The sequence below is a fragment of the Streptomyces sp. NPDC050548 genome (assembly GCF_044457385.1).
In the GTDB taxonomy this organism is placed as follows: domain Bacteria; phylum Actinomycetota; class Actinomycetes; order Streptomycetales; family Streptomycetaceae; genus Streptomyces.
In genome coordinates this window covers 250689-271796 of record NZ_JBITGV010000002.1, presented here as the reverse complement: position 1 = coordinate 271796, position 21108 = coordinate 250689, and the positions used below count along the sequence as shown (strand labels likewise).

At 71.4% G+C, this 21108-nt stretch carries 22 protein-coding genes; 13 read left to right on the top strand and 9 right to left on the bottom strand.

Annotation, left to right across the window (positions count from 1 at the left end; all coding sequences use genetic code 11):
* The first annotated feature begins 51 nt into the window (after positions 1-51).
* Positions 52-522 (top strand): PucR family transcriptional regulator, encoded by a 471-nt coding sequence (locus ACIBJH_RS07070; RefSeq protein ID WP_399115816.1) that lies wholly within the window; start codon positions 52-54, stop codon positions 520-522.
* 13 nt (positions 523-535) lie between these two features.
* Here ACIBJH_RS07070 and ACIBJH_RS07065 read toward each other — a convergent pair whose 3' ends face one another.
* The gene (locus tag ACIBJH_RS07065; RefSeq protein WP_399115815.1) at positions 536-1924 is read right to left on the bottom strand and encodes a glycoside hydrolase family 43 protein; all 1389 of its coding nucleotides are present in this window, start codon (positions 1922-1924) and stop codon (positions 536-538) included.
* A 238-nt stretch (positions 1925-2162) separates the two neighbouring features.
* Between ACIBJH_RS07065 and ACIBJH_RS07060 the strand changes: the two genes are divergently transcribed.
* The 4 genes from ACIBJH_RS07060 (at position 2163) to ACIBJH_RS07045 (ending at position 5963) form a co-directional block, all read left to right on the top strand.
* The gene (locus ACIBJH_RS07060) at positions 2163-3608 is read left to right on the top strand and encodes an amidase (protein ID WP_399115814.1); all 1446 of its coding nucleotides are present in this window, start codon (positions 2163-2165) and stop codon (positions 3606-3608) included.
* Between the two features lie 2 nt (positions 3609-3610).
* Positions 3611-3829, top strand: coding sequence for a hypothetical protein (locus ACIBJH_RS07055; protein ID WP_234467570.1), 219 nt, complete (start codon positions 3611-3613; stop codon positions 3827-3829).
* Positions 3830-3973: 144 nt separating this feature from the next.
* Positions 3974-5461, top strand: a complete 1488-nt coding sequence (locus ACIBJH_RS07050; RefSeq protein ID WP_399115813.1) for a flotillin family protein — start codon at positions 3974-3976, stop codon at positions 5459-5461.
* A 55-nt stretch (positions 5462-5516) separates the two neighbouring features.
* The gene (locus tag ACIBJH_RS07045; RefSeq protein ID WP_019057621.1) at positions 5517-5963 is read left to right on the top strand and encodes a type II toxin-antitoxin system PemK/MazF family toxin; all 447 of its coding nucleotides are present in this window, start codon (positions 5517-5519) and stop codon (positions 5961-5963) included.
* Positions 5964-5967: 4 nt separating this feature from the next.
* Here the strand turns inward: ACIBJH_RS07045 and ACIBJH_RS07040 are convergent, their stop codons facing one another.
* Positions 5968-6792: a TIGR02452 family protein gene (locus ACIBJH_RS07040; protein ID WP_399115812.1), complete on the bottom strand. Its 825-nt coding sequence runs from the start codon at positions 6790-6792 to the stop codon at positions 5968-5970.
* Between the two features lie 280 nt (positions 6793-7072).
* On the opposite strand from ACIBJH_RS07040, the gene egtA reads away from it, so the two are divergent.
* From egtA to ACIBJH_RS07015, 5 genes are all read left to right on the top strand, one after another.
* Positions 7073-8377, top strand: a complete 1305-nt coding sequence (gene egtA, locus ACIBJH_RS07035) for an ergothioneine biosynthesis glutamate--cysteine ligase EgtA (protein WP_399115811.1) — start codon at positions 7073-7075, stop codon at positions 8375-8377.
* Positions 8374-9714, top strand: a complete 1341-nt coding sequence (egtB, locus tag ACIBJH_RS07030; protein WP_399115810.1) for an ergothioneine biosynthesis protein EgtB — start codon at positions 8374-8376, stop codon at positions 9712-9714. The genes egtA and egtB overlap by 4 nt, the downstream gene beginning before the upstream one ends.
* Positions 9714-10487 (top strand): ergothioneine biosynthesis protein EgtC, encoded by a 774-nt coding sequence (egtC, locus tag ACIBJH_RS07025; RefSeq protein WP_399115809.1) that lies wholly within the window; start codon positions 9714-9716, stop codon positions 10485-10487. The genes egtB and egtC overlap by 1 nt, the downstream gene beginning before the upstream one ends.
* On the top strand, positions 10484-11446 hold the full coding sequence (gene egtD, locus ACIBJH_RS07020) for an L-histidine N(alpha)-methyltransferase (RefSeq protein ID WP_399115808.1): 963 nt from the start codon (positions 10484-10486) through the stop codon (positions 11444-11446). The genes egtC and egtD overlap by 4 nt, the downstream gene beginning before the upstream one ends.
* A 93-nt stretch (positions 11447-11539) precedes the next feature.
* Positions 11540-11755: a dodecin gene (locus tag ACIBJH_RS07015; protein WP_019068358.1), complete on the top strand. Its 216-nt coding sequence runs from the start codon at positions 11540-11542 to the stop codon at positions 11753-11755.
* 18 nt (positions 11756-11773) lie between these two features.
* Here ACIBJH_RS07015 and ACIBJH_RS07010 read toward each other — a convergent pair whose 3' ends face one another.
* From ACIBJH_RS07010 to ACIBJH_RS06995, 4 genes are all read right to left on the bottom strand, one after another.
* Positions 11774-12442, bottom strand: a complete 669-nt coding sequence (locus ACIBJH_RS07010) for a dihydrofolate reductase family protein (protein ID WP_399115807.1) — start codon at positions 12440-12442, stop codon at positions 11774-11776.
* Positions 12442-12954, bottom strand: coding sequence for an SRPBCC family protein (locus ACIBJH_RS07005; RefSeq protein ID WP_399115806.1), 513 nt, complete (start codon positions 12952-12954; stop codon positions 12442-12444). Before ACIBJH_RS07005 ends, ACIBJH_RS07010 begins: the two co-directional genes overlap by 1 nt.
* 3 nt (positions 12955-12957) lie before the next feature.
* Positions 12958-13299 (bottom strand): helix-turn-helix transcriptional regulator, encoded by a 342-nt coding sequence (locus tag ACIBJH_RS07000; RefSeq protein ID WP_019068355.1) that lies wholly within the window; start codon positions 13297-13299, stop codon positions 12958-12960.
* 70 nt (positions 13300-13369) lie between these two features.
* A complete protein-coding gene (locus ACIBJH_RS06995; RefSeq protein WP_399115805.1) occupies positions 13370-13861 on the bottom strand; it encodes a hypothetical protein in 492 nt (163 codons plus the stop codon).
* 68 nt (positions 13862-13929) lie between these two features.
* On the opposite strand from ACIBJH_RS06995, the gene ACIBJH_RS06990 reads away from it, so the two are divergent.
* Both ACIBJH_RS06990 and ACIBJH_RS06985 read left to right on the top strand, forming a co-directional pair.
* Positions 13930-14352: a (2Fe-2S) ferredoxin domain-containing protein gene (locus ACIBJH_RS06990; protein WP_262057048.1), complete on the top strand. Its 423-nt coding sequence runs from the start codon at positions 13930-13932 to the stop codon at positions 14350-14352.
* A gap of 52 nt (positions 14353-14404) precedes the next feature.
* Positions 14405-15400 (top strand): LLM class flavin-dependent oxidoreductase, encoded by a 996-nt coding sequence (locus ACIBJH_RS06985; protein WP_399115804.1) that lies wholly within the window; start codon positions 14405-14407, stop codon positions 15398-15400.
* Here ACIBJH_RS06985 and ACIBJH_RS06980 read toward each other — a convergent pair.
* The 3 genes from ACIBJH_RS06980 to ACIBJH_RS06970 all read right to left on the bottom strand — a co-directional run bounded on the left by ACIBJH_RS06980 (position 15390) and on the right by ACIBJH_RS06970 (position 18692).
* Positions 15390-16412, bottom strand: a complete 1023-nt coding sequence (locus ACIBJH_RS06980; RefSeq protein ID WP_399115803.1) for an alcohol dehydrogenase — start codon at positions 16410-16412, stop codon at positions 15390-15392. The two genes, ACIBJH_RS06985 and ACIBJH_RS06980, sit on opposite strands and share 11 nt — an antisense overlap.
* A gap of 244 nt (positions 16413-16656) precedes the next feature.
* Positions 16657-18087, bottom strand: coding sequence for an IS607 family element RNA-guided endonuclease TnpB (tnpB, locus tag ACIBJH_RS06975; RefSeq protein ID WP_399116371.1), 1431 nt, complete (start codon positions 18085-18087; stop codon positions 16657-16659).
* A gap of 29 nt (positions 18088-18116) precedes the next feature.
* The gene (locus tag ACIBJH_RS06970) at positions 18117-18692 is read right to left on the bottom strand and encodes an IS607 family transposase (protein ID WP_399115802.1); all 576 of its coding nucleotides are present in this window, start codon (positions 18690-18692) and stop codon (positions 18117-18119) included.
* 39 nt (positions 18693-18731) lie between these two features.
* On the opposite strand from ACIBJH_RS06970, the gene ACIBJH_RS06965 reads away from it, so the two are divergent.
* Entirely contained in the window at positions 18732-21065 is a 2334-nt protein-coding gene (locus ACIBJH_RS06965) for an ATP-binding cassette domain-containing protein (protein ID WP_399115801.1), read from the top strand.
* Positions 21066-21108: the final 43 nt, after the last annotated feature.

The following is a 21108-nucleotide window of genomic DNA, read 5'->3' as shown; positions in this document are numbered from 1 at the left end:
GTTCAGCTCCTTGCGAAAGGGGTGACGGCGGGCTCGGTCACGGTCTCGTCGGTGCCGCCCGTGATCGGCGGCACGGGAGCGTCCCCGGGCGTGGCAAGCGGGATGAGCCGCCCCTTCCTGCCGGGCGCCGCGCTGCGGGTCGCCCAGCGCGAGGCGCTGTGGGCGGTCTCCAAGGCGGTGGAGTCGGGCCGTCCTGTCGTCCGCTACGGAGACGACGCGACCGGCCGCTGGCTGCCCGACGACCCGGCCGTCCTGACGGCACTGGTGGAGAACGTGCTCGGCGAGGTGCTGCGCTACGACGAGGCCCATGACTCGCAGCTGCTGGTCTCCGCCCGTACCTGGATGGAGCGGGACCGCCGCACCGACACGGCCGCGGCGGCCCTGCACATCCATCCGAACACCCTCGCCTACCGCCTGCGCCGCTTCGGCACCCTCACCCACCGCGATCTGACGTCGACGGGGGCGCTGGCCGAGGTCTGGCTGGCGATCCAGGCGGCGGGGGCACTGGGCCTCACCGACTGAGCACTGCCTCCGCTCACGCCCAGGCCGTCACCGGCACGAACGAGCTGTCCGTGCGGAAGAGGTCCGTGCCGTCGGTCGGGTCGACCCGGAGCTGGTAGTTGTAGTGGCGCAGGTAGTAGCCGGGGTAGTTGTACGACTCGAAGCGGAGCGAGCCGGTGGTGGCGCCGGTGCGGGCGTAGAACGTGGCGTCCTTCGCGAACGTCGTCGTGCCGTCGTTGGCGTCGAAGCGGCCCCGGAAGTCGTAGTGGCGCAGGTAGTTGCCCGCGCTGTCCCGGAAGGAGAAGCCGGTCGCGTCGGCGAGGCCCGCGACGACGGTGAACGTGGACGCCTGCTTCAGGGCGGTGGTGCTGGCGCTGGTCACCACCGGGAGGTTGAGCAGGGAGGACACCTCCTGCCAGTAGCGGGTCGTGTAGTTGGCGGACTGGAAGGAGCGGGTGACACCGGTCGCGAGGCTCGGGCCGCCGGACACCGTCTCCTTGATGACCGTGAAGTGGCGCGCCGTGCCGGAGAGGGTGGTGAGCGCGGTCGGCGCGGACCAGGTGGCGAAGGTGTCGTAGCTGTCGCTGTAGTAGTAGTTGCCGTCGCCGTAGCCGTCGAAGAAGATCCGCCAGCCGCCGTTGTCGAGCTGGACGACCGAGGGGCCTTCGCGGTAGCTGCCCCAGCCGGCCCAGTCGCCGGTCTTCGAGATCGTGTAGGGGCCGGTGAGGCTGGTGGCGGTGGCGTACTCGATGTACTTGGCCGTCTCGTTCTTGGTGAAGGCGTGGTAGGTCGAGCCGATGCGCACGATGTACGTGTCGATGTGGTTGGAGCCGATGCCGGACAGGGCGACCGGTGAACTCCAGGCGGTGAGCGCGGAGTTGGTGGCCTTCAGCCGGTAGGGGGTGAAGATCCACTCGTCGTCGGTGGTGGAGCAGGACACGATGACGTTGACACTGCCGTCGCTGTCGACGAACCACTCGGGGGCCCACGCGCGGGACAGATTGGTGATCGGGACCGTGTAGTCGTACAGGAACGTCCAGTTGACCCGGTCGGCGCTGCGGGCGAAGCCGATGGTGGTGCTGACGTCCTCCCAGGTGTGGGTGGTGTACGTCAGGTAGTAGTAGCCGTCGGTGTGCTTGAACACGCTGGCGTCGCGGATGCGGTTGCTCGGCGGCGTGTAGGCGGAGGCCTGGACGAGGCGGAAGTCGGTGGCGTCGTCGGACTGGTAGACGTTGACGGTGCCGTCGTCGCTGTTGAGGAACGGGACGATCGTGTAGCGGGTGGCGTAGCCGGCGGCGGGGGCGGCGGCCAGGGCCGTGCCGAGCAGTCCGGGGGCCTCGCCCACGACGAGCGCGGAGGCGGGCAGGGCGGCCAACGCGCGCAGCAGGGCGCGGCGGGACGGTGTGGGGGGACGTGTGGTCACGGGCGGCTCTCCCGGAGACTCGGACGTTCGTCATATCGAACGCGGTTCGTGAATTCGGTCAGAAGGTAGGGGTGGGTCAGGAACACGTCAATGGTTTGCGCAGTGCTGGAAGATCTCTGTGGGAAGCCTGTGGCGAACCGTCAACCCGCCACGCCACGCGGGAAGTTGCCGCATCCGCACCGCACCGGGGCGCCCGGCCGTTACCGTTCGGTGGACCACGCGCTCCGGAGGTGCCGCCATGACGCCCGACCGTTCCCCCGGCCTCGCCGAGTCCGCCCGCGCGCTGGCCGCCGGCGAGGTGACGTCACGCACCCTGACCGAGCGGACACTGAACCGGATCGAGGCGACCCAGGCCTCCCTGAACGCCTTTCGGGTCGTACGGCGGGAGGCCGCGCTGGCCGAGGCCGACGCGGCGGACCGCGAACTGGCCGCCGGGGTCCGCGGGTTGCTGCTCGGTGTGCCGGTCGCCGTCAAGGACGACACGGACGTGGCGGGCGAGCCGACCGCGTTCGGCTGCCGGGGCGAGTTCCCGCCGGCGGCGGAGGACGGGGAGGCGGTACGACGGCTGCGGGCGGCCGGTGCCGTCATCGTCGGCAAGACCAACACCTGCGAACTCGGGCAGTGGCCGTTCACCGAGGGGCCCGCGTTCGGCGCGACCCGCAATCCGTGGAACTCCCGTCACACGCCCGGGGGTTCGTCCGGCGGATCGGCGGCGGCCGTCGCGGCGGGCCTGGTCCCGGCCGCGCTCGGCTCGGACGGCGCCGGGTCGGTGCGCATCCCCGCTTCCTGGACCCACCTCATCGGCGTCAAACCGCAGCGCGGACGGATCTCCACCTGGCCGCGCGGCGAGTCCTTCCAGGGCATCACGGTCAACGGCACCCTCGCCCGCACGGTCGCGGACGCGGCCCTGCTCCTCGACGCGGCGAGCGGCAATCACGCCCAGGACCCGCACCGGCCGCCCGCGCTGCGGATGTCCGAGGCCGTGGGCCGCGACCCCGGCCGACTGCGCATCGCCCTCTCCCTGAAGCCGCCGTTCACCGCGCTGCCCGCCCGGCTGCTCCCGGACGTACGGGCGCGGGTCCTCGAACTCGCCGAGAAACTGGCCCAGTTGGGCCACACGGTCGTAGCGGATGATCCGCCCTACGGCCAGATCGGGCTGACCTTCCTCCCCCGGGCCACCGTCGGTCTCGCCGAGCGGGTCCGCGAGGCACCGCACCCCGGACTCCTCGACCGGCGCACCCTGGACGCGGCCCGCCTCGGCCGGCTGCTCGGCGGGGCGCCGCTGCGGGCGGCCCGGCGCGCGGAGGCGACCCTGCACGACCGGTTCGGCGCGTTCTTCGGGAGGTACGACCTGGTCCTCGCGCCGACAACTGCCGCTCCCCCGCCTCTCATTGGCGCGATGCTCGATCTGGACGGACTGGCCACCGACCGCGCGATGATCGCCGCCTGCCCCTACGCCTGGCCGTGGAACGTTCTCGGCTGGCCCGGCGTCAGTGTCCCCGCCGGGTTCGTCGCGGGCGGACTCCCGGTCGGCGCCCAGCTGTTGGGCCCGGCGAACAGCGAGCCGCTGCTGCTGTCGCTGGCCGCCCAGTTGGAGGCGGAGCTGCGCTGGCACGAGCGGTGGCCGGAGCCGATCGGCGCGGATTCCCCGGCGGCACAAGCGGGTTCGGCCCGTACCCTGTGACCATGGAAGACGCGTCGATGGTCGGGCTGATGGGGCGGGTCACGGGGGCGGTCGGACCGGGGCTCGTCGGTGAGGTGATCGTCCGGGTGCGCGGCGGCGCCGAGCACTTCCTCGCGTACGCCGCCACGGGCACCGACCGGATCGAGCGGGGCACCGTGGTGATGGTCGTGGAATATCTCCCGCCACGTACCGTCTACGTAACAGCGGCGTACGACAGTTGAGCGTGCTCCCCCGCAGGTGAGAGCCGTTTCAAGGGCGTTCGCGTCAAGATTGCAACAAAGATCCGTCAGCGTCTGTACCCCGGTGTCGCACAGGCGCACACTCCCTTCGTTCGGTGCCGAAAGGGCACCATCACTAGGGGGCGTATGCCGATGGTCATCGGCGTCGTAGCGGGGGTGGCGGTTGTCGCCGTCCTCGTACTGATCGGTCTGTTCAAGTCGATGTGGCGGGTCGCCGAGCCCAACGAGGCACTCATCATCTCGGGCTCGAAACACCGTACCGAAGGCCTCGAAGAGGGCATGGGGTTCCGTATCGTCACGGGGCGCGGCACGCTGGTGCTGCCGGGTGTGCAGGCGGTGCGGAAGATCTCGCTGGACCTCAACGAGACCGAACTGCACGTGGATTGCGTGACCACCCAGGGCATTCCGCTCAAGGTGCGGGGCGTGGTCATCTTCAAGGTGGGCGACGACTTCGTGTCGATCGCCAACGCGGGCCGTCGTTTCCTCGACCAGCAGAAGATGATGTCGGAGCGCGTGCACAACGTGTTCGCCGGTCATCTCCGGTCCATCGTGGGCGGGTTGACGGTCGAGGACATGATCCGCGACCGGGAGAAACTGACCGGCCAGACCCGTGCCGCCTGCGGTACGGAGATGGAGAAGCTGGGTCTGATCGTGGACTCGCTGCAGATCCACGAGATCGAGGACCCGACCGGGTACATCAAGAACCTCGCGATGCCGCACGCCGCCGCCGTACAGCGGGACGCGCGTATCGCGCAGGCCGAGGCCAACCGGCTTGCCACCGAGGCCGAGCAGAAGGCCGCGGCACGGATGTCGGAGGCCACCCGGGACAGCGAGATCCTCCAGGCCGGCTACCAGGCCGAGCGCGACAAGGCGGCGGCGAAGGCCCGGCAGGCCGGACCGCTCGCGGACGCCGCCGCCCGGCAGGACGTCGTCGTCCAGGAGACCCGGATCGCCGAACTCGACGCGCTGCGCCGGGAACAGCAGCTCCAAGCGGACGTCCGCAAGCCCGCGGACGCCCAGGCGTACGAGACCCGGGCCCGTGCCGAGGCCGAGCGTGACGCGCGGATCTCCGCCGCGCAGGCCAAGGCCAAGGAGACCGAGTTGGCGGCCCTGGCCGAGGCGAGCCGGATCAAGACGGCCGCGAACGCCGAGGCCGAGGCGACCCAGGCACGAGGTGCCGCCGCCGCCACGGCCACCCGGGCCACCGGTGAGGCCGAGGCGGCGGCCGCCCAGGCGAAGGGTCTGGCCGCCGCCGAGGCGACCCGGGCCCAGGGTCTCGCCGAGGCGGAGGCCATCAAGGCGAGGGCCGCGGCCCTCGCCGAGAACCAGGAAGCGGTGGTCGCGCAGCAACTCGCCGAGAACTGGCCGGAGATCGTGAAGGCCGGCGCGTCCGCGTTCGGCAGCGTCGACAACATGGTGGTCCTCAACGGGGCCGACGGCATGGCTGAGATGCTCGCCAAGGCGCTCACGATGGGCGGCACGGGCCTCGGTCTGGCCCGTCAGCTGCTCTCGACGATGAACCAGAACGGCCAGACCCCGAACGGGACTTCGGCCCTGAACGGGAGCACACCGCCGCCGTCGCAGAAGGTGCCGGTGGAGAAGGACGAGAAGTGACGTCAACGGGAGGCTGACGTACAAGTCACGGGGGACACCCTCTAAGGTGCCCCCCGTGACCGCGTTTACCGATGAGAACGTCCCGGGCCGCTTCGGCCCCTCCGCCACCACCGAGGCCGACCCGCGCGAGGTCGGCAAGGTGCGTACCGAGTACTCCCCCGCGCACGACGGGGACCCCGACCCCGGTGAGATCGTCTGGACCTGGGTGCCGTTCGAGGAGAACGACGGCCGGGGCAAGGACCGCCCGGTGCTCGTCGTGGCCCGTGAGCCCGGCGGGACGCTGCTCGCCGTGCAGCTCTCCAGCAAGCGGCACGACGGCGACCGCGAGTGGGTGGCGATCGGCAGCGGCCCGTGGGACAAGTCCGGCCGCGACTCGTGGGTCGACGTGGACCGCGTCCTGCGCCTGCACGAGGACGGCATGCGCCGCGAGGCGTGCGCCATCGACCAGATGCGCTTCAACCTCGTCCGCCACCGGCTGCACGAGCGCTACGGCTGGACCTGAGCGGCTACTTCTGGAGCTGAGGCTCCGGAAAGGCCCGTACGAAGGCGTCCCGGACCGTGGCCCCCGGTGTGCGGTCCAGGACGCCGAACACCACGTGCTCGAAGGCCCCGGCGAACCGTCCGCCCGGCCCGAGCAGCGCGTGGAAGGCGCCCGCGACCTGCGCCGGGTCGTGTCGGAACACCCCGCAGCCCCAGGCCCCCAGGACCAGCCGCCGGTAACCGTGCGCGAGCGCCGTCTCCAGTACCCGCTCCGCCCGTACGGCGACGGCACCCGGCAGCTCGGCCGCGCGCTCCGGTGCCGTACGCAGCACGACCCCCGCGTTCGGCGCGGCGGCGGTCAGGAAGCCCGCGGTGTACGGCTCGTCCAGCAGGCGGCCCTTGTCGTCGCGGAAGACGGGGACGGCCGGTGAGTGGATGACCCGGTCCGTGTAGAACGGGTCGCGGTGGGCGCGGTGATGGTCGTAGAAACCGCGGGCCTCAAGCAGGCAGGTGTACAGCGCGGAGGCGCGGCACAGGGCCTCTTCCTGGGCCTGGGCGCCGTTGAGGAAACCGCCGCCGGGGTTGCGGGCCGAGGCGAAGTTCAGCACGGCGACCGGGCCGGTGAGCCGGCGGGCGGCCTCCAGGCTGCTCTCGCCCGTGACCTCGATGAACGTGTCCACCGGCGAGAACTCCGGTATGCGCACCGGCTCCGGTCCGTACAGGCCCGTGCCCGCCCGGGCCGCCGCCGTCTGCGCGGCGATGGACACCTCGCGCCCGTCCGCCGTGCGGTAGCCCCCGGCCGCGACGATCTGCTCCGTCTGCTGCGCGATGCCGCGCAGGCGCGCGCTCATGGCATAACCCCCGTGTACGCCATGAGAGCGCGCCCCGCGATCTCCCCCGTGTTCTCCCCCGTCGTGCTCATACATGCATCGTGAGCGATGCTGGTCGTGCGGTGCAACGGAGTTTCCGGGCTCCGCGAACGGCCGGCGAACCGGAGATTACCGATCCCGAACGTGGCAATACGCACCCTTGTGCGACCAGCCGCGAGGGTCTTGGGTGGGACAGGTGTGCCGACCCGGGCCAAACAGAAACCGGGCCGGTGGCATGGTGGAATCTCAGGAGGATCCCGACATGTCCGATACGGCAAGTGACTGTAGCGACTGTACGGAGCCCCGTACCGCGGTCACCGAACCCGAGGTGGAGGCCCTGGTCAGGGGCATCTGCTTCAAGACCGGTCCGCCCCGAACGCTCGGGGTCGAAGTGGAATGGCTCGTCCACGAGCTGCGGCTGCCGCAGCTCCCCGTGACACCCGAACGACTCGAAGCGGCCTACGCCGCGTTGAAGACCGTGCACCTGAGGTCGGCGCTCACCATCGAGCCCGGCGGCCAGCTGGAACTCAGCTCGTCGCCCGCCACCTCCCTGATGGAGTGCATCGGTTCCGTCTCCGAAGACCTCGACACCGTCCGCGCTGTGCTGGCCCGCGACAACCTGGGGCTGGTCGGCGTCGGCCACGACCCTTGGCACCCGCCGCGCCGGTTCCTGCACGAGCCGCGCTACGACGCGATGGAGCGCCACTTCGACCGCACCGGTCCCGCGGGCCGCCGCATGATGTGCAGCTCGGCATCCGTGCAGGTGTGCCTGGACGCCGGTTACGAGGAGCCGGGGCCGCTCGGCCACGGGCGGCGCTGGTGGCTGGCGCACCAGCTGGGCGCCGTGCTGGTGGCCGTGTTCGCCAACTCCCCGCTGATCGGCCGCAGCCCCACGGGCTGGCGTTCCTCCCGGCAGCTGATCTGGATGGAGATCGGCCCCGGCCGGGCGGGCGCGCCTCCGCTGGACGCGGAACCGCGCGGCGCCTGGGCGGAGCACGTGCTGGACTCGCCGGTGATGTGCGTCCGCCGCGAGGACGGCCCGTGGGAGGTGCCCGAGGGGCTGACGTTCCGGGAGTGGACCCGTTCGTCCACGCCCCCGACCCGTGACGACCTCGACTACCACCTGACCACTCTGTTCCCGCCGGTCAGACCGCGCGGCCATCTCGAACTGCGCATGATCGACGCGCAGCCCGGGGACGACGGCTGGATCGTGCCGCTCGCGGTGACGACGGCACTGTTCGACGACCCGGAGGCCGCCGAGACGGCGTACCGGGCGGTGAAGCCGCTGGCCGAACGGTCCCGGGGGCTGCCCGCGCCGCACAATCCGCTATGGATCGACGCGGCCCGCTACGGGCTGTCCGACCCGGAGCTGCACGAGGTGGCGCTCGTGTGCTTCGCGACGGCGCTGGAGGCGCTGCCCCGGCTGGGCGCGAGCGCCCAGGTCACGGACGCCGTCCGCGCGTACTTCGACCGCTATGTCATCCGGGGCCGCTGCCCCGCCGACGATCTGCTCGACCGCGTGCGTGGCACGGACAGCCGCCCGCACGGGAAGGACATCCGCACATGACCGACGCCGACACCACCGTTGATGACATCGATATCGAGGCGCTCAGGGAACGGGCGCTGACCACCCTCACCACGGCCCGGGACCGCACCACGCTCCTGACGAGCTGCGTGGACGAGCCCGAACTGACCGCACAGGTCTCGCCGTTGATGTCCCCGCTGGTCTGGGACCTCGCGCACATCGGCAACCAGGAAGAGCTGTGGCTGCTGCGCGCCGTCGGCGGCCGGGACGCGATGCGCCCCGAGATCGACGGCCTCTACGACGCCTTCGAGCACCCGCGCTCCGAACGCCCCTCGCTGCCGCTGCTGCCGCCCGCCGAAGCCCGGCAGTACGCGGCCGAGGTGCGCGGCCGGGTGACGGACGTCCTGGCCGATTCGACGTTCCGCGGGACGCGGCTGACGGAGGCGGGCTTCGCCTTCGGGATGGTCGCCCAGCACGAACAGCAGCACGACGAGACGATGTTGATCACCCATCAGCTCCGCACGGGCCCCCAGGCGTTGACGGCTCCGGACCCGGAACCGGTACCGCTGTTCACCGGCCCGTCCGAAGTCCTCGTCCCCGGCGGCCCGTTCACGATGGGCACCTCCACCGAGCCATGGGCGCTGGACAACGAGAAGCCCGCGCACCGGCGCGAGGTGGTCCCCTTCTACATCGACACGACCCCGGTGACCAACGGCGCGTATCTCGCGTTCATCGAGGACGGCGGCTACGACGACCCGCGCTGGTGGACCAAGGAGGGCTGGGCGCACATCCGCCGCAACTCCGTTGTCGCGCCGCTGTTCTGGCGCAAGGACGGCAAGCAGTGGCTGCGGCGCCACTTCGGCGCGACGGAGGCCGTGCCGCCCGACGAGCCCGTCCTGCACGTGTGCTGGTACGAGGCCGACGCCTACGCCCGCTGGGCCGGACGCCGGCTGCCCACCGAGGTGGAGTGGGAGAAGGCGGCCCGCCACGACCCGGTGAGCGACCGCTCGATGCGCTACCCGTGGGGCGACGCCGACCCGGCCCCGGAACACGCGAACCTCGGCCAACGTCACCTGCGCCCGGCACCCGCCGGAAGCTATCCGGCGGGCGAATCACCCCTGGGCGTACGCCAGTTGATCGGTGACGTGTGGGAGTGGACATCGAGCGACTTCCTGCCCTACCCCGGCTTCAAGGCATTCCCGTACAAGGAGTACTCGGAGGTGTTCTTCGGCCCCGAGTACAAGGTGCTGCGGGGCGGTTCGTTCGCCGTGGACGAGGTGGCCTGCCGGGGCACGTTCCGCAACTGGGACTATCCGATCCGGCGGCAGATCTTCTCCGGCTTCCGCACGGCCCGTACGGCTCGCTCGGAGGCCGTCTGATGTGCCGTCATCTGGCCTACCTGGGACCCGAGGAGCCGCTCGGCCGGCTCCTCGTGGACCCGGAGCACAGCCTGTACCGCCAGTCCTGGGAACCGCGCCGGCAGAAGCACGGGACGGTCAACGCCGATGGTTTCGGGGTGGGTTGGTACGCCGAGGGCGACCCGGTGCCGGGCCGCTACCGGCGGGCCGTACCCATCTGGGGCGACCAGTCCTTCGCCGACCTGGCCCGCGTGGTCCGCTCGGGCGCGCTGCTGGCCGCCGTACGGGACGCGACGTTCGCGGGGGCGGACGGGGAGGCCGCGGCGGCGCCGTTCGCCGCGGGCCCCTGGCTGTTCAGCCACAACGGCGCCGTCACCGGCTGGCCCCAGACCCTCGCCGCGCTCGCCCAACGCCTGCCCCCCGTCGACCTGTTGTCCCTGGAGGCCCGCTGCGACTCGGCGCTCGTCTGGGCGCTGGTCCTCGGCCGGCTCCGGGCGGGCGACGAGGAGGGCCAGGCGCTGGCCGACACGGTGGTCGAGGTGGCGCATGCCGCACCCGGCTCCCGCCTCAACCTCCTTCTCACCAACGGCGAGTCGATCGCCGCGACGGCCTGGGGCGACTCCCTCTGGTACCTCTCCGAGCCCGGCCGCCGCACGGTCGTGGCCTCCGAGCCCTACGACGACGCCCCGCACTGGCAGGAGGTCCCCGACCACACTCTGCTCACCGCGAACCGCGCCGAGGTCCTCCTCACCCCCCTCAAAGACCTCGCACCATCGAAGGAGCCCCGCACGTGAGTCCGTTCCTTCTCACCCGCACCCTGCCCGAGGACGCCACCGACGCGGCCCTGCGCGCCGACGTCCTGGAGGGCCTCACCCGCACCCCGAAGACCCTCCCGCCGAAGTGGTTCTACGACGCCCACGGCAGCGAACTCTTCGAGCAGATCACCGAGTTGCCCGAGTACTACCCCACGCGCGCCGAGCGGGAGATCCTCGTCGACCGGGCCGGCGAGATCGCCGCCGCGACCGGCGCCCGGACACTCGTCGAGCTGGGCTCCGGCTCCTCGGACAAGACGCGCCACCTCCTCGACGCGTTCACCGACCTGGCCGTGTACGTCCCGGTCGACGTCAGCGAGAGCGCGCTCACGCAGGCTGGGCACGCCATCGTCGAGGAGCGGCCGGGTCTCGACGTACACGCCCTGATCGCGGACTTCACCGGCGCGCTTACGCTCCCGGAGACACCGGGACCGCGCCTGCTGGCGTTCCTGGGCGGCACGATCGGCAATCTGCTGCCGGCCGAACGCGCCACGTTCTTCGCCGGTCTCCGCGCGTTGCTCTCACCCGGCGACGCGCTGCTGCTGGGCACCGACCTGGTCAAGGACGAGCAGGTCCTGGTCAGGGCGTACGACGACGCGGCCGGGGTGACCGCCGCGTTCAACAAGAACGTCCTGACCGTGGTCGACCGCGAACTGGGCGCCGACTTCGACGCCTCGGCCTTCGATCACGTGGCCCTCTGGGACAGCGAAAACGAGTGGATCGAGATGCGGCTGCGGTCCCGCACGGACCAGACCGTGAAGATCCCGGCGCTCGATCTCGCCGTCGACTTCGCGGCCGGCGAGGAACTGCGCACCGAGATCTCGGCGAAGTTCCGCAAGGAAGGCGTGCGGAGCGAACTGGCGGCGGCCGGGCTGGAGTTGGCCCACTGGTGGACCGACCGGGAGGGCCGCTTCGCGCTGTCACTGAGCGTGGTGCGCTGACATCGGGTGACGGGCCGTCTCGCGTACCGCCGCACCTTGGGGCACGGTGGAGTGACGCGTGACGCGCCCGTCACGGCCGAGAGGAGTACCCGCATGTCCAACCACACGTACCGGGTCACCGAGATCGTCGGCACCTCTCACGAGGGCATCGACCAGGCCATCCGCAACGGCGTCGCCCGCGCCGCGCAGACCCTGCGCAGCCTCGACTGGTTCGAGGTGACGCAGGTCAGGGGCCAGATCGAGAACGGGCAGATCGAGCACTACCAGGTCGGTCTGAAGGTCGGCTTCCGCATCGAGGACGAGGACTGACGGCCGGACTCACAGGGGCTACCGTCGGCGCACCGCGTAGGTCAGGTGCGTCACCCGTGACGACGGCTCGGAACGGACCGGCTCCAGCGCGATCCTGGACCGGTCCACGCCGTCGAACAGCCGGGTGCCGGTGCCGAAGAGCACCGGTGACAGCGTGATCGAGAACTCGTCGACCAGGCCCGCGTTCAGGTACTCCAGGATCGTCGCGCCGCCGCCGGCGATACGGACGTCCCGGTCGCCGGCGGCGGCGCGGGCCAGGTCGAGGGCGGGCTCGATGCCGTCGTCGACGAAGTGGAAGGTGGTGCCGCCGGGCCGCTCCCACGGGTCGCGCTTGGTGTGCGTCACCACGTAGACCGGGGTGTGGAAGGGCGCCTCCTCGGGCCAGGACCGCTCGCCGAGGTCGAACATGCGCCTGCCCATGACGCTCGCGCCGGTGCGCTCGAACGTCTGCCGGGCCATGTCGTTGTCGAGGCCCTCCTCGCCGCCCTCGCCCAGCTTCAGGTTCTCCCGGAAGAACCGCAGCGGGAACACCCACTGCTGAAGCTCCGTCCACTGCCCCATCCAGCGCCGCACATCCGGGTCGTCCCGCCTCTCGGGCGCGAAGAGCGTGTCCTGGTCGGGCACGGGATCGGGAGCGACGAAGCCGTCCAAGGACATCGACACGCTGAAGAACACCTTGCCGGCCATCAGCCCTCCACCGCCTTCCGCGCGAGGTCGGTGACGTAGGCCGCCAGGCTGCTGAGGGTCTGTTCGCCGCCTTCGATCGCGTGGTACTTCTCGGCCGCCTCGTCGCGCAGTTCCTTGGTGGGGAACACCGTGCGCATGACGAGCCGGGTCGCCGCGCCGTCCGCGGCGAAGCTCAGGAGCGACTCGAAGGCGTTCGGGTCGTCGCGGGTCTCGCCGTGCAGCAGCTCGATCCGCTCCGGCGGGACGATCCGCGTCCAGCGGATCCACTCGGAGTAGTCGGTCCCGTCCGGGCCGTGCAGGACGAAGACCCACTCCCCGCCCTCGCGGAACTCGAAGGACCGCGTGGTGGTGATGAAACCGTCCGGCCCCCACCACCGCGACAGATGCCGGACCTCGGTGAACGCCTCGAACACCAGCTCCCGGGGCGCGTCGACGACCCGGGAGATCACGATCTCCCGTTCGGCCGTCGCCGACTCCGCTCCCGCTCCCGTTTCCTGCCTTGTCCCTGCCATCGGTCAGTCCTCCTGCCGTGCCTGCTTGAGGTCCTGCACATAGGTGTCGAGCCGGTCGAAGCTCTCGTTCCAGAACCGCTCGAACCCGCCGGCCCACTCGTGGACGGGCCGCAGCCCGCGGGCGTCCAGGCCGTAGAGGCGCTGCTTGCCCGCCTCGCGGACCCGCACCAGGCCCACCTCCCGGAGCACCCGCAGATGCTTGGACGCCCCCGGCTGGCTCATCCCCAGCTCGTGCGCCAACTCGGTCACCGGCCGCTCTCCCGCCCGCAGCAGGGCCAGGATCTCCCGGCGCTGCGGCTCGGCGATCGCGTTGAAGACGTCCGACGTCGTCGCTGCTCGTGCCATGGCAGCTATCGTATGCCGATATGGGAATGCGTCAAGGCGAGTGGAGGGCGGAGCAGGTACCACCGCCCTCTCAGGTCCGGCCCTCCCCCTCCTGCGCCGCCTCCAGCGCGGCGGATGGAACGGTCCAACGGGCTCGTACGACCCTGAACCCGGCCCGCTCGGCGTCGTCGCAGACCAACTCGTCATCGTCCACGAGAACCCGGATGTCCCGGTCCCGGGCGAGCCGCTTGAGGATCTCCAGCTTGGTGCGGCGGGCGGGCCTGCGGTCGTCGTTGCGCCGCATGAAGACCCGCCCCTCGGGCAGCCCCTGCGCGGCGAGCCAGTCCAGCGTGTCGCGTCGGCAGCGCTCGGGCCGCCCGGTCAGATAGACGACCTCGCACTCCTCGGCACTCTCCAGCGCGAGCGCGACGCCTTTCACCAACGGCGGGTCCTCGGGCGCGGCGCCGAAGAAGCCGTCCCAGTCGCGCGGCTTGTTCTCCAGGAACCGCTGCCGGTGGGTCGTGTCGGCGAGGGTGTTGTCGAGGTCGAACACGGCGAGGGGCCGCCTGCTGTCAGCTGTCACCGGGCCACCTTAGACAGCCCCCGCACCCCGGCGGCGACCGCCCGAGGCCCTGGCCTCATGCTTCTCGTATGTCTGCCCCAACTCCCGCTCCCCGTACGTTCCTCATAGGCGCCGCCCGAGAACGGCCCTGCACCCTGGTCGTCTGCCGGGGCTGCTGCTGCGGCGACCCGCGCAAGCACCCGGGCACGGACCACGCCTGGCAGCTGGAACGTCTGCGGTCGGGTGCGGCCGAGCACGGATTCGCGGTGCGTACGACGGACTGTCTCGGCCCGTGCGACCAGGCCAACGTGATCGTGGTGCAGCCGTCGGCCGCGGGGCGGCGGGCCGGCGGGCGGCCGACCTGGGTCGGGTTCGCGATGGACGACGACTGCACGGAGGAAGTGCTGGAGTGGGCGGCGGCGGGCGGGCCGGGGCTCGCGGAGCCGCCCGTCACGCTGGAGCTGCAGTTCATCGACCCGCCACGCGACGCACGCGTCCGGTCACGGCGGTGAGCGCTCCGACCGACCCGGGGAATGCCGGGGGCCGGAGGGCGTTGAACACCATGTGAGCTCCTTGATCGCCTCGACCCCGTTCTCCGTGTTGGACCGTTCCCGCACCCGCGAGGGGCACCCGCCCGCCGAGGCGCTGCGCGACACCGTGCGGCTGGCGCGGGAGATCGAGGAGCTGGGCTATCACCGGTTCTGGGTGTCGGAGCACCACGGTGTGCCCGGGGTCGCCGGTTCCGCGCCGACCGTGCTGGCCGCCGCCGTCGCCTCGGCCACCCGGTCCATCCGGGTCGGGACGGGCGGGGTGATGCTGCCCAACCACCAACCCCTGGTCGTGGCCGAGCAGTTCGGGGTCCTTGAGTCGCTGTTCCCGGGCCGGATCGACATGGGCCTGGGCCGCTCCGTCGGCTTCACGGACGGCGTGCGCAAGGCCTTGGATCGCGACAAGGACGACGCCGACGACTTCGCCGGCCAACTCGACGAACTCCTCGGCTGGTTCCGGGGCACCTCACCGACCGGCGCGCACGCGCGGCCCTCGGAGGGCCTCGCCGTCCCGCCGTTCGTGCTCGCGATGGGCGAGGGCGCCGACATCGCGGCCCGGGCCGGGCTGCCGATGGTGATCGGCGACCTCCGCAACCGCGACAAGATGCGGCGCGGCATCGACCACTACCGAGCCCGCTTCCGCCCCTCCCCCTGGGCCCCGCAGCCGTACGTCGTCGTCTCGGGCACGATCGCCGTGGCCGCCACCCCCGAGGCGGCCCGCCGGCTCCTCGTGCCGGAGGCGTGGTCGATGGCGTACTCGCGCACCCACGGCACCTTCCCGCCGCTGCCGTCCGCCGAGCGGGTGGAGCAACTGACCATGTCCGACAAGGAGTTCGGCTTCTACGAGGCCGGGCTCACCGGACAGCTCGCGGGCACCGAGGAACAGGTGGCCCACGAGCTGGAGACGGTGCTGAAGGAGACGGGCGCGGACGAGGTCCTCGTCACCACCAGCACCTACGACCGTGAAGCCCTGCTGGACTCCTACCGGCGGCTCGCCTCACTCAGGGGGTGAGCACCATCCGGAAACGGGCCGCGCCGGACAGCATCCGCTGATAGGCCTCGCCCGCCTGGTCCAGCGGCACGGTCTCCACCATCGGGCGGATGCCGTGCAGGGTGCTGAAGGCCAGGGTGTCCTGCACGTCCTGCGCGGTGCCGGACGGATGCCCCCGAACCACCCTGCCGGGCATGATCAGTTGGAACGGACTGATCCCCAGCGGCGCGGTGTCCGCCCCGATGACCACCAGTTCACCCCGGTGCCTCAGCCCCTCCACGGTCGCCGACGCGGCGTCGGCGTTGCCCGCCGTGGCCAGGACCACCTTCGCGCCGCCCAACGCCCGCAGCGCCTCGGCGACTTCGGTGTCCGCCGTGCTGTCGATGTAGTGGTGCGCGCCCAACTGCTTGGCGAAGTCGGCCTTTTCGGCGCCGCGCGCGATCGCCACGGTCTCGAATCCCATCGCGACCGCGTACTGCACGCCCAGATGCCCGAGACCGCCGAGTCCGAGCACGGCCACCAGGTCGCCCGGCCCCGCCGCGCTGTGCAGCAGCCCGTTGAAGGTGGTCACGCCCGCACAGCCCATGGGCGCGGCGGCACCGGCCGACAGGCCCTCGGGGATCCGGGCGAGCGCGTCGACGGGCGCGATCGTCATCTCGGCGAAGCCGCCGTCGTAGGCCCAGCCGGGCACCTTCAGGTTCTCGCAGACGATGAAGTCGCCCTGCCGGCAAGGGGTGCAGTAGCCGCAGCTGCCGCCGAACCAGCCGACCGCCACCCGGTCGCCGATCCGCCAGCCCCGGTCCGAGGTGCCCTCGCCGAGCGCGTCGATCCGCCCGGCGATCTCGTGCCCGGTGACGAGCGGGAATCCCACGCCCGGCACTCCGGCGTCGACGAAGAAGGTGTCGCTGTGGCAGATCCCGCACGCCTCCACGGCGATCCGCACATGTCCGGGGCCCGGCTGCCGCACCTCACGCTCCACGACCTCGAACTCACCGCCGGCGGCAGCGACTTGCGCGACTCGATAGCTGCTCATACCTGTCTCCCGGAGGGCTGCGAACACGGCCTGATCAGACGCAGGTCGGTGGGCACACGCGACTCTGCGGCGACCGCTTTCCGTGTCTTCCAACGTGGCACAGCACGGACACCCCCGCACCCCCGCAGGTCAGCGGGCGTCACCGGGCGGGGTCGCATAGACTCGCCGGGCCATGCACAGCCGTTACTCAGAGCCTCAGCGGCTCTCAGCATTCCGGGCGTTTCTGCCCGGATGGTCCGTCACATCACCAAAGCGGGAGGGCTTCGGCTTGAGTACGGTCTCTCGTTTCTGTCTGCCGCTGGTGCGGCAGGGTTGCGCCACCTGCCCGCCCCGCCTCCGCCTTGCGGCGGGGGCGGGTGGCGCGGGTCCTCTGGTCGGCTCCACGAGGTTTCGATACCGCCGGGGCGGTGTCCTGGTCTCCGGCCACTCCGGTACCAGTTACTGCGGCTGCGGCTGCCGCGAGCGCGGCGAGGTTGAGTGCGGCGTTGTCGTCCCGGTCGATGACCAGGTTGCAGGCGTCGCATGTGTAGGTCCGGACGTGCAGCGGCAGCTTGGCTTTCACCGCGCCGCACCCGGAACAGGTCTTCGAGGAGGGGTACCAGCGGTCCGCGACCACGATGCGGGTGGCGTGGCGCTGGCGGGTCTTGTAGTCGAGCTGGCGGCGGATCTCGCCGAATCCGGCGTCGGCGATCCGGCGGGCCAGGCGCCGATTGCGGAGCATCCCGGCGACATTGAGATCCTCGACCACGATCGTGCCGTACTCGGCGGTCACGGCCGTGGTGAGCTTGTGCAGGGCGTCTTCGCGGAGGTTCGCCACCCGGTGGTGGACCTTGTTCCGCTGGGCGTTGGCCTTCTCCCACCGCTTCGACGGCTTCTGCCCGGTGCGCCGGTCGGGACCCTGGCGTCGGGAGACGACGCGGGAGGCGCGGCGCAGTTGCCTGCGTGCCCGGTCGTAGTGTCCGGGGTTGGCGACGGTGCGGATCTCGCCCGTGCTGTCGGCCATCACCGCGAGCGTCTTCACGCCGAGATCGATCCCGACCGCCGTGTCCGGACGCTTGACTCGCTCGATGTCCCGCTTCACCTCGGCCTGGAAGGAGACGAACCAGCGTCCGCGCTCGTGGCGGACGGTCGCGGACAGGACACGGGCGCTCCCGGCCTGAATGCACGCGAGGAGCTTCACCGCGGGCTCGTGAACGCGGATCGTGCCGAGGCGGGGCAGCGTAACGTGACGGCCGTCCGCCTCGACGCGGATGACGCCGGTGGTGAACCGGCAGGCAAGGCGCGCCTTCCGCTTCGACTTGAACCGCGGCGCACCCATGCGGGCGCCCTTGCGCTTGCCGCTCCTGGACTTGGCGTAGTTGTCGAACGCGGCCGACGCGTTGGCCAGCCCGGTGGAGTACGCCTCCTTGGAGTTGTCCTCCCACCAGTGGGCGAACCTGGGGTCGGTGTGCTTGGCGGTGTTGAACGCCTTCCGCAGCGACGGCAACGACCACGGCCGCCACTCGGTCAGCGACTCTTCGGGGACGCCGTACGTCTCCTCGGCCTTGCGCTGCCACCACGGGGCGGTCACCCAGCCCACGGCCCAGTTGTACGCGGCACGCGCGGCGCCGCAGTGCGAACGCAGCGCACGCTCCTGGGCGGCGTTCGGGTCCATGGCGAAGCGGTACGCCTGCACTACGAACCCGGGCTGCGGCCGGAACTTCCTCACTCGGCGGCCTCGCCGGTCGCCACGGCCACCGCGCGGGCGGCCCGGTTCTTCGCCGCCCGCCGCCCGTACAGGCGCGCACACATCGACGTCAGCACCTCGGTGATGTCGCGCACCAGGTCATCGGCCGTCTCGGTGGGGTCGAGGACGACCAGGCGCCGCCCGGACGCGGACAGGACGGCTTCGAGGTGCTCGACGCCGAACCGGGCCAGCCGGTCGCGGTGCTCGACCACGATCACAGCCGCCTGCGGGTCGGACAGCAGGCGGTGCAGCTTGCGGCGCCGCCCGTTCAGCCCCGAGCCGACCTCGGTCACGACTTCCGCGACCGGCAGGCCGAGACCGGTGGCCCCCTGGACCACGCGGGCGACCTGCCGGTCAAGGTCCGGCTTCTGGTCCGCAGACGAGACCCGGCAGTACGCCACGACGCGGCCGGACGTCTCCGGGGTGGGCTCGTCGACCAGCCACGTTCCGGATGGCGTCTGGCGTACCGGGACCGGCATACGGCCCTCTTTCGCCCACGCCCACGCGGTCTGGTAGTGCACGCCGTTGCGCGCCGCCCACTCGGAAAGCTTCACTCGATCAAGATAGCAGGTGAGAAAGGCTGAGATTCACTGATGAATCAGGCAACAGTTGGTAACCCCCACGACCCCTACGTCCGCGTCCGCGGCGCCCGCGAGCACAACCTCCAGGGCGTCGACGTCGACATCCCGCGCGACGTGCTGGCCGTGTTCACGGGGGTCTCCGGTTCCGGGAAGTCGTCCCTCGCCTTCGGCACGATCTACGCCGAGGCCCAGCGCCGCTACTTCGAGTCGGTCGCGCCGTACGCCCGCAGACTGATCCACCAGATCGGCGCCCCGAAGGTCGGCGAGATCACCGGCCTCCCGCCCGCCGTCTCGCTCCAGCAGCGCCGCTCGGCCCCCACCTCCCGCTCCTCGGTGGGCACGGTCACCACCCTGTCCAACTCGCTCCGGATGCTGTTCTCCCGCGCCGGCGACTACCCGCCCGGCGCCGAACGCCTCGACTCGGACGCCTTCTCCCCCAACACTGCGGCGGGCGCGTGCCCCGAGTGCCACGGCCTCGGCCGGGTGCACCGCACGAGCGAGGAGTCCCTGGTCCCCGACCCCTCCCTCTCGATCCGCGAGGGCGCGATCGCCGCCTGGCCGGGCGCCTGGCAGGGCAAGAACCTGCGCGACATCCTCGACACCCTCGGCCACGACGTCGACGTGCCGTGGCGCGAACTCCCCGCCGAACAGCGGGAGTGGATCCTGTTCACGGACGAGCAGCCCGTGGTCACGGTCCATCCGGTCCGGGACGCCGACCGCATCCAACGCCCGTACCAGGGCACGTACATGAGCGCCCACCGCTATGTCATGAAGACCTTCGCGGACACGAAGAGCCCCACGCTCCGGGCCAAGGCGGAACGCTTCCTGACCAGCGCCCCCTGCCCACTCTGCCAAGGCAGCAGACTGCGCGCCGAGTCCCTGGCGGTGACCGTCGCCGGCCGCACGATCGCCGACCTGGCCGCGCTGCCGCTGGCGGAGTTGGCGGACACACTGGGCGGCACCTCGGAGGCGGCCCGCGTCCTCACCGAGGACCTCAAGTCCCGCATCGCCCCCGTCCTCGAACTCGGCCTGGGCCATCTGAGCCTGGACCGCGCGACCCCGACCCTCTCCACCGGCGAGCTGCAACGCCTGCGCCTGGCAACGCAGTTGCGCTCGGGTCTCTTCGGAGTCGTCTACGTCCTGGACGAACCGTCCGCAGGACTGCACCCCGCCGACACCGAGGCCCTGCTCACGGTGCTGGCGCGACTGAAGTCGGCGGGCAACTCGGTGTTCGTGGTGGAGCACCACCTCGACGTGATGCGCGCCGCCGACTGGCTGGTGGACGTGGGGCCGCTGGCCGGCGAACACGGCGGGCGGGTGCTGCACAGCGGCCCGGTGGCCGACCTTGCGAAGGTGAGGGAATCGGCGACGGCCCGCTACCTCTTCGACCGCGCCCCCGCACCGGCCCGCGAAGTCCGTCCCCCGTGGGGCGAGTTGAAGGTCGGCCCGATCACCCGGCACAACCTGCGGGACGTGACCGCGGAGTTCCCGTTGGGCGTGTTCACCGCCGTCACCGGCGTCTCGGGCTCCGGAAAGTCGACCCTGATCGGCGAGATCACCGAGGAACTGCCGGACGTGGGACGGCTGGTGTCGGTCGACCAGAAACCGATCGGCCGCACCCCGCGCTCGAACCTCGCCACCTACACCGGCCTCTTCGACGTCGTCCGCAAAGTGTTCGCGGCCACCGACGAGGCACGGCAACGGGGTTACGGCGTAGGGCGGTTCTCCTTCAACGTGCCGGGCGGGCGCTGCGAGACCTGCCAGGGCGAGGGATTCGTCAGCGTCGAACTCCTCTTCCTCCCGAGCACCTACGCCCCCTGCCCCGACTGCGGCGGCGCCCGCTACAACCCCGAGACCCTCCAAGTGACGTACCGGGGACGGAACATCGCGCAGGTCCTCGACCTGACGGTGGAGGCCGCGGCCGACTTCTTCGCGGACAGGGACACCCCGGCCGTGACCCGCAGCCTCACCACACTCCTGGACGTCGGCCTCGGCTACCTACGGCTGGGCCAACCCGCCACCGAACTCTCCGGCGGCGAGGCCCAACGCATCAAGCTGGCCGGCGAGTTGCAACGCACCCGACGCGCCCACACCCTCTACCTCCTCGACGAACCGACCACCGGCCTCCACCCCGCCGACGTCGAGGTCCTTCTGCACCAACTCCACGGACTGGTCGACGCGGGCCACACGGTGGTGGTGGTCGAACACGACATGGCGGTGGTGGCGGGCGCGGACTGGGTGATCGACCTGAACGCCGGCCGGATCGTGGCAACGGGCCGACCGAGGGAGGTGGCAAGGGCGCCGGAGAGCACTACAGCTCCCTATCTGGCAAACGCCCTCGCCTAGTCCCCCCTTGCTTTTAGGGGCGCGGGGAACTGCGCGACCAGCC

What these genes read in the sequence shown, in the direction of transcription:
- ACIBJH_RS07060 (WP_399115814.1), top strand. Translation starts at nt 2,163, where the DNA reads ATGACGCCCGACCGTTCCCCCGGCCTCGCCGAGTCCGCCCGCGCGCTG.
- ACIBJH_RS07055 (WP_234467570.1), top strand. Translation starts at nt 3,611, where the DNA reads ATGGAAGACGCGTCGATGGTCGGGCTGATGGGGCGGGTCACGGGGGCG.
- ACIBJH_RS07050 (WP_399115813.1), top strand. Translation starts at nt 3,974, where the DNA reads ATGCCGATGGTCATCGGCGTCGTAGCGGGGGTGGCGGTTGTCGCCGTC.
- ACIBJH_RS07040 (WP_399115812.1), bottom strand. Translation starts at nt 6,792, where the DNA reads ATGAGCGCGCGCCTGCGCGGCATCGCGCAGCAGACGGAGCAGATCGTC.
- egtA (WP_399115811.1), top strand. Translation starts at nt 7,073, where the DNA reads ATGTCCGATACGGCAAGTGACTGTAGCGACTGTACGGAGCCCCGTACC.
- egtB (WP_399115810.1), top strand. Translation starts at nt 8,374, where the DNA reads ATGACCGACGCCGACACCACCGTTGATGACATCGATATCGAGGCGCTC.
- egtC (WP_399115809.1), top strand. Translation starts at nt 9,714, where the DNA reads ATGTGCCGTCATCTGGCCTACCTGGGACCCGAGGAGCCGCTCGGCCGG.
- ACIBJH_RS07015 (WP_019068358.1), top strand. Translation starts at nt 11,540, where the DNA reads ATGTCCAACCACACGTACCGGGTCACCGAGATCGTCGGCACCTCTCAC.
- ACIBJH_RS07010 (WP_399115807.1), bottom strand. Translation starts at nt 12,442, where the DNA reads ATGGCCGGCAAGGTGTTCTTCAGCGTGTCGATGTCCTTGGACGGCTTC.
- ACIBJH_RS07005 (WP_399115806.1), bottom strand. Translation starts at nt 12,954, where the DNA reads ATGGCAGGGACAAGGCAGGAAACGGGAGCGGGAGCGGAGTCGGCGACG.
- ACIBJH_RS07000 (WP_019068355.1), bottom strand. Translation starts at nt 13,299, where the DNA reads ATGGCACGAGCAGCGACGACGTCGGACGTCTTCAACGCGATCGCCGAG.
- ACIBJH_RS06990 (WP_262057048.1), top strand. Translation starts at nt 13,930, where the DNA reads ATGTCTGCCCCAACTCCCGCTCCCCGTACGTTCCTCATAGGCGCCGCC.
- ACIBJH_RS06980 (WP_399115803.1), bottom strand. Translation starts at nt 16,412, where the DNA reads ATGAGCAGCTATCGAGTCGCGCAAGTCGCTGCCGCCGGCGGTGAGTTC.
- ACIBJH_RS06965 (WP_399115801.1), top strand. Translation starts at nt 18,732, where the DNA reads ATGAATCAGGCAACAGTTGGTAACCCCCACGACCCCTACGTCCGCGTC.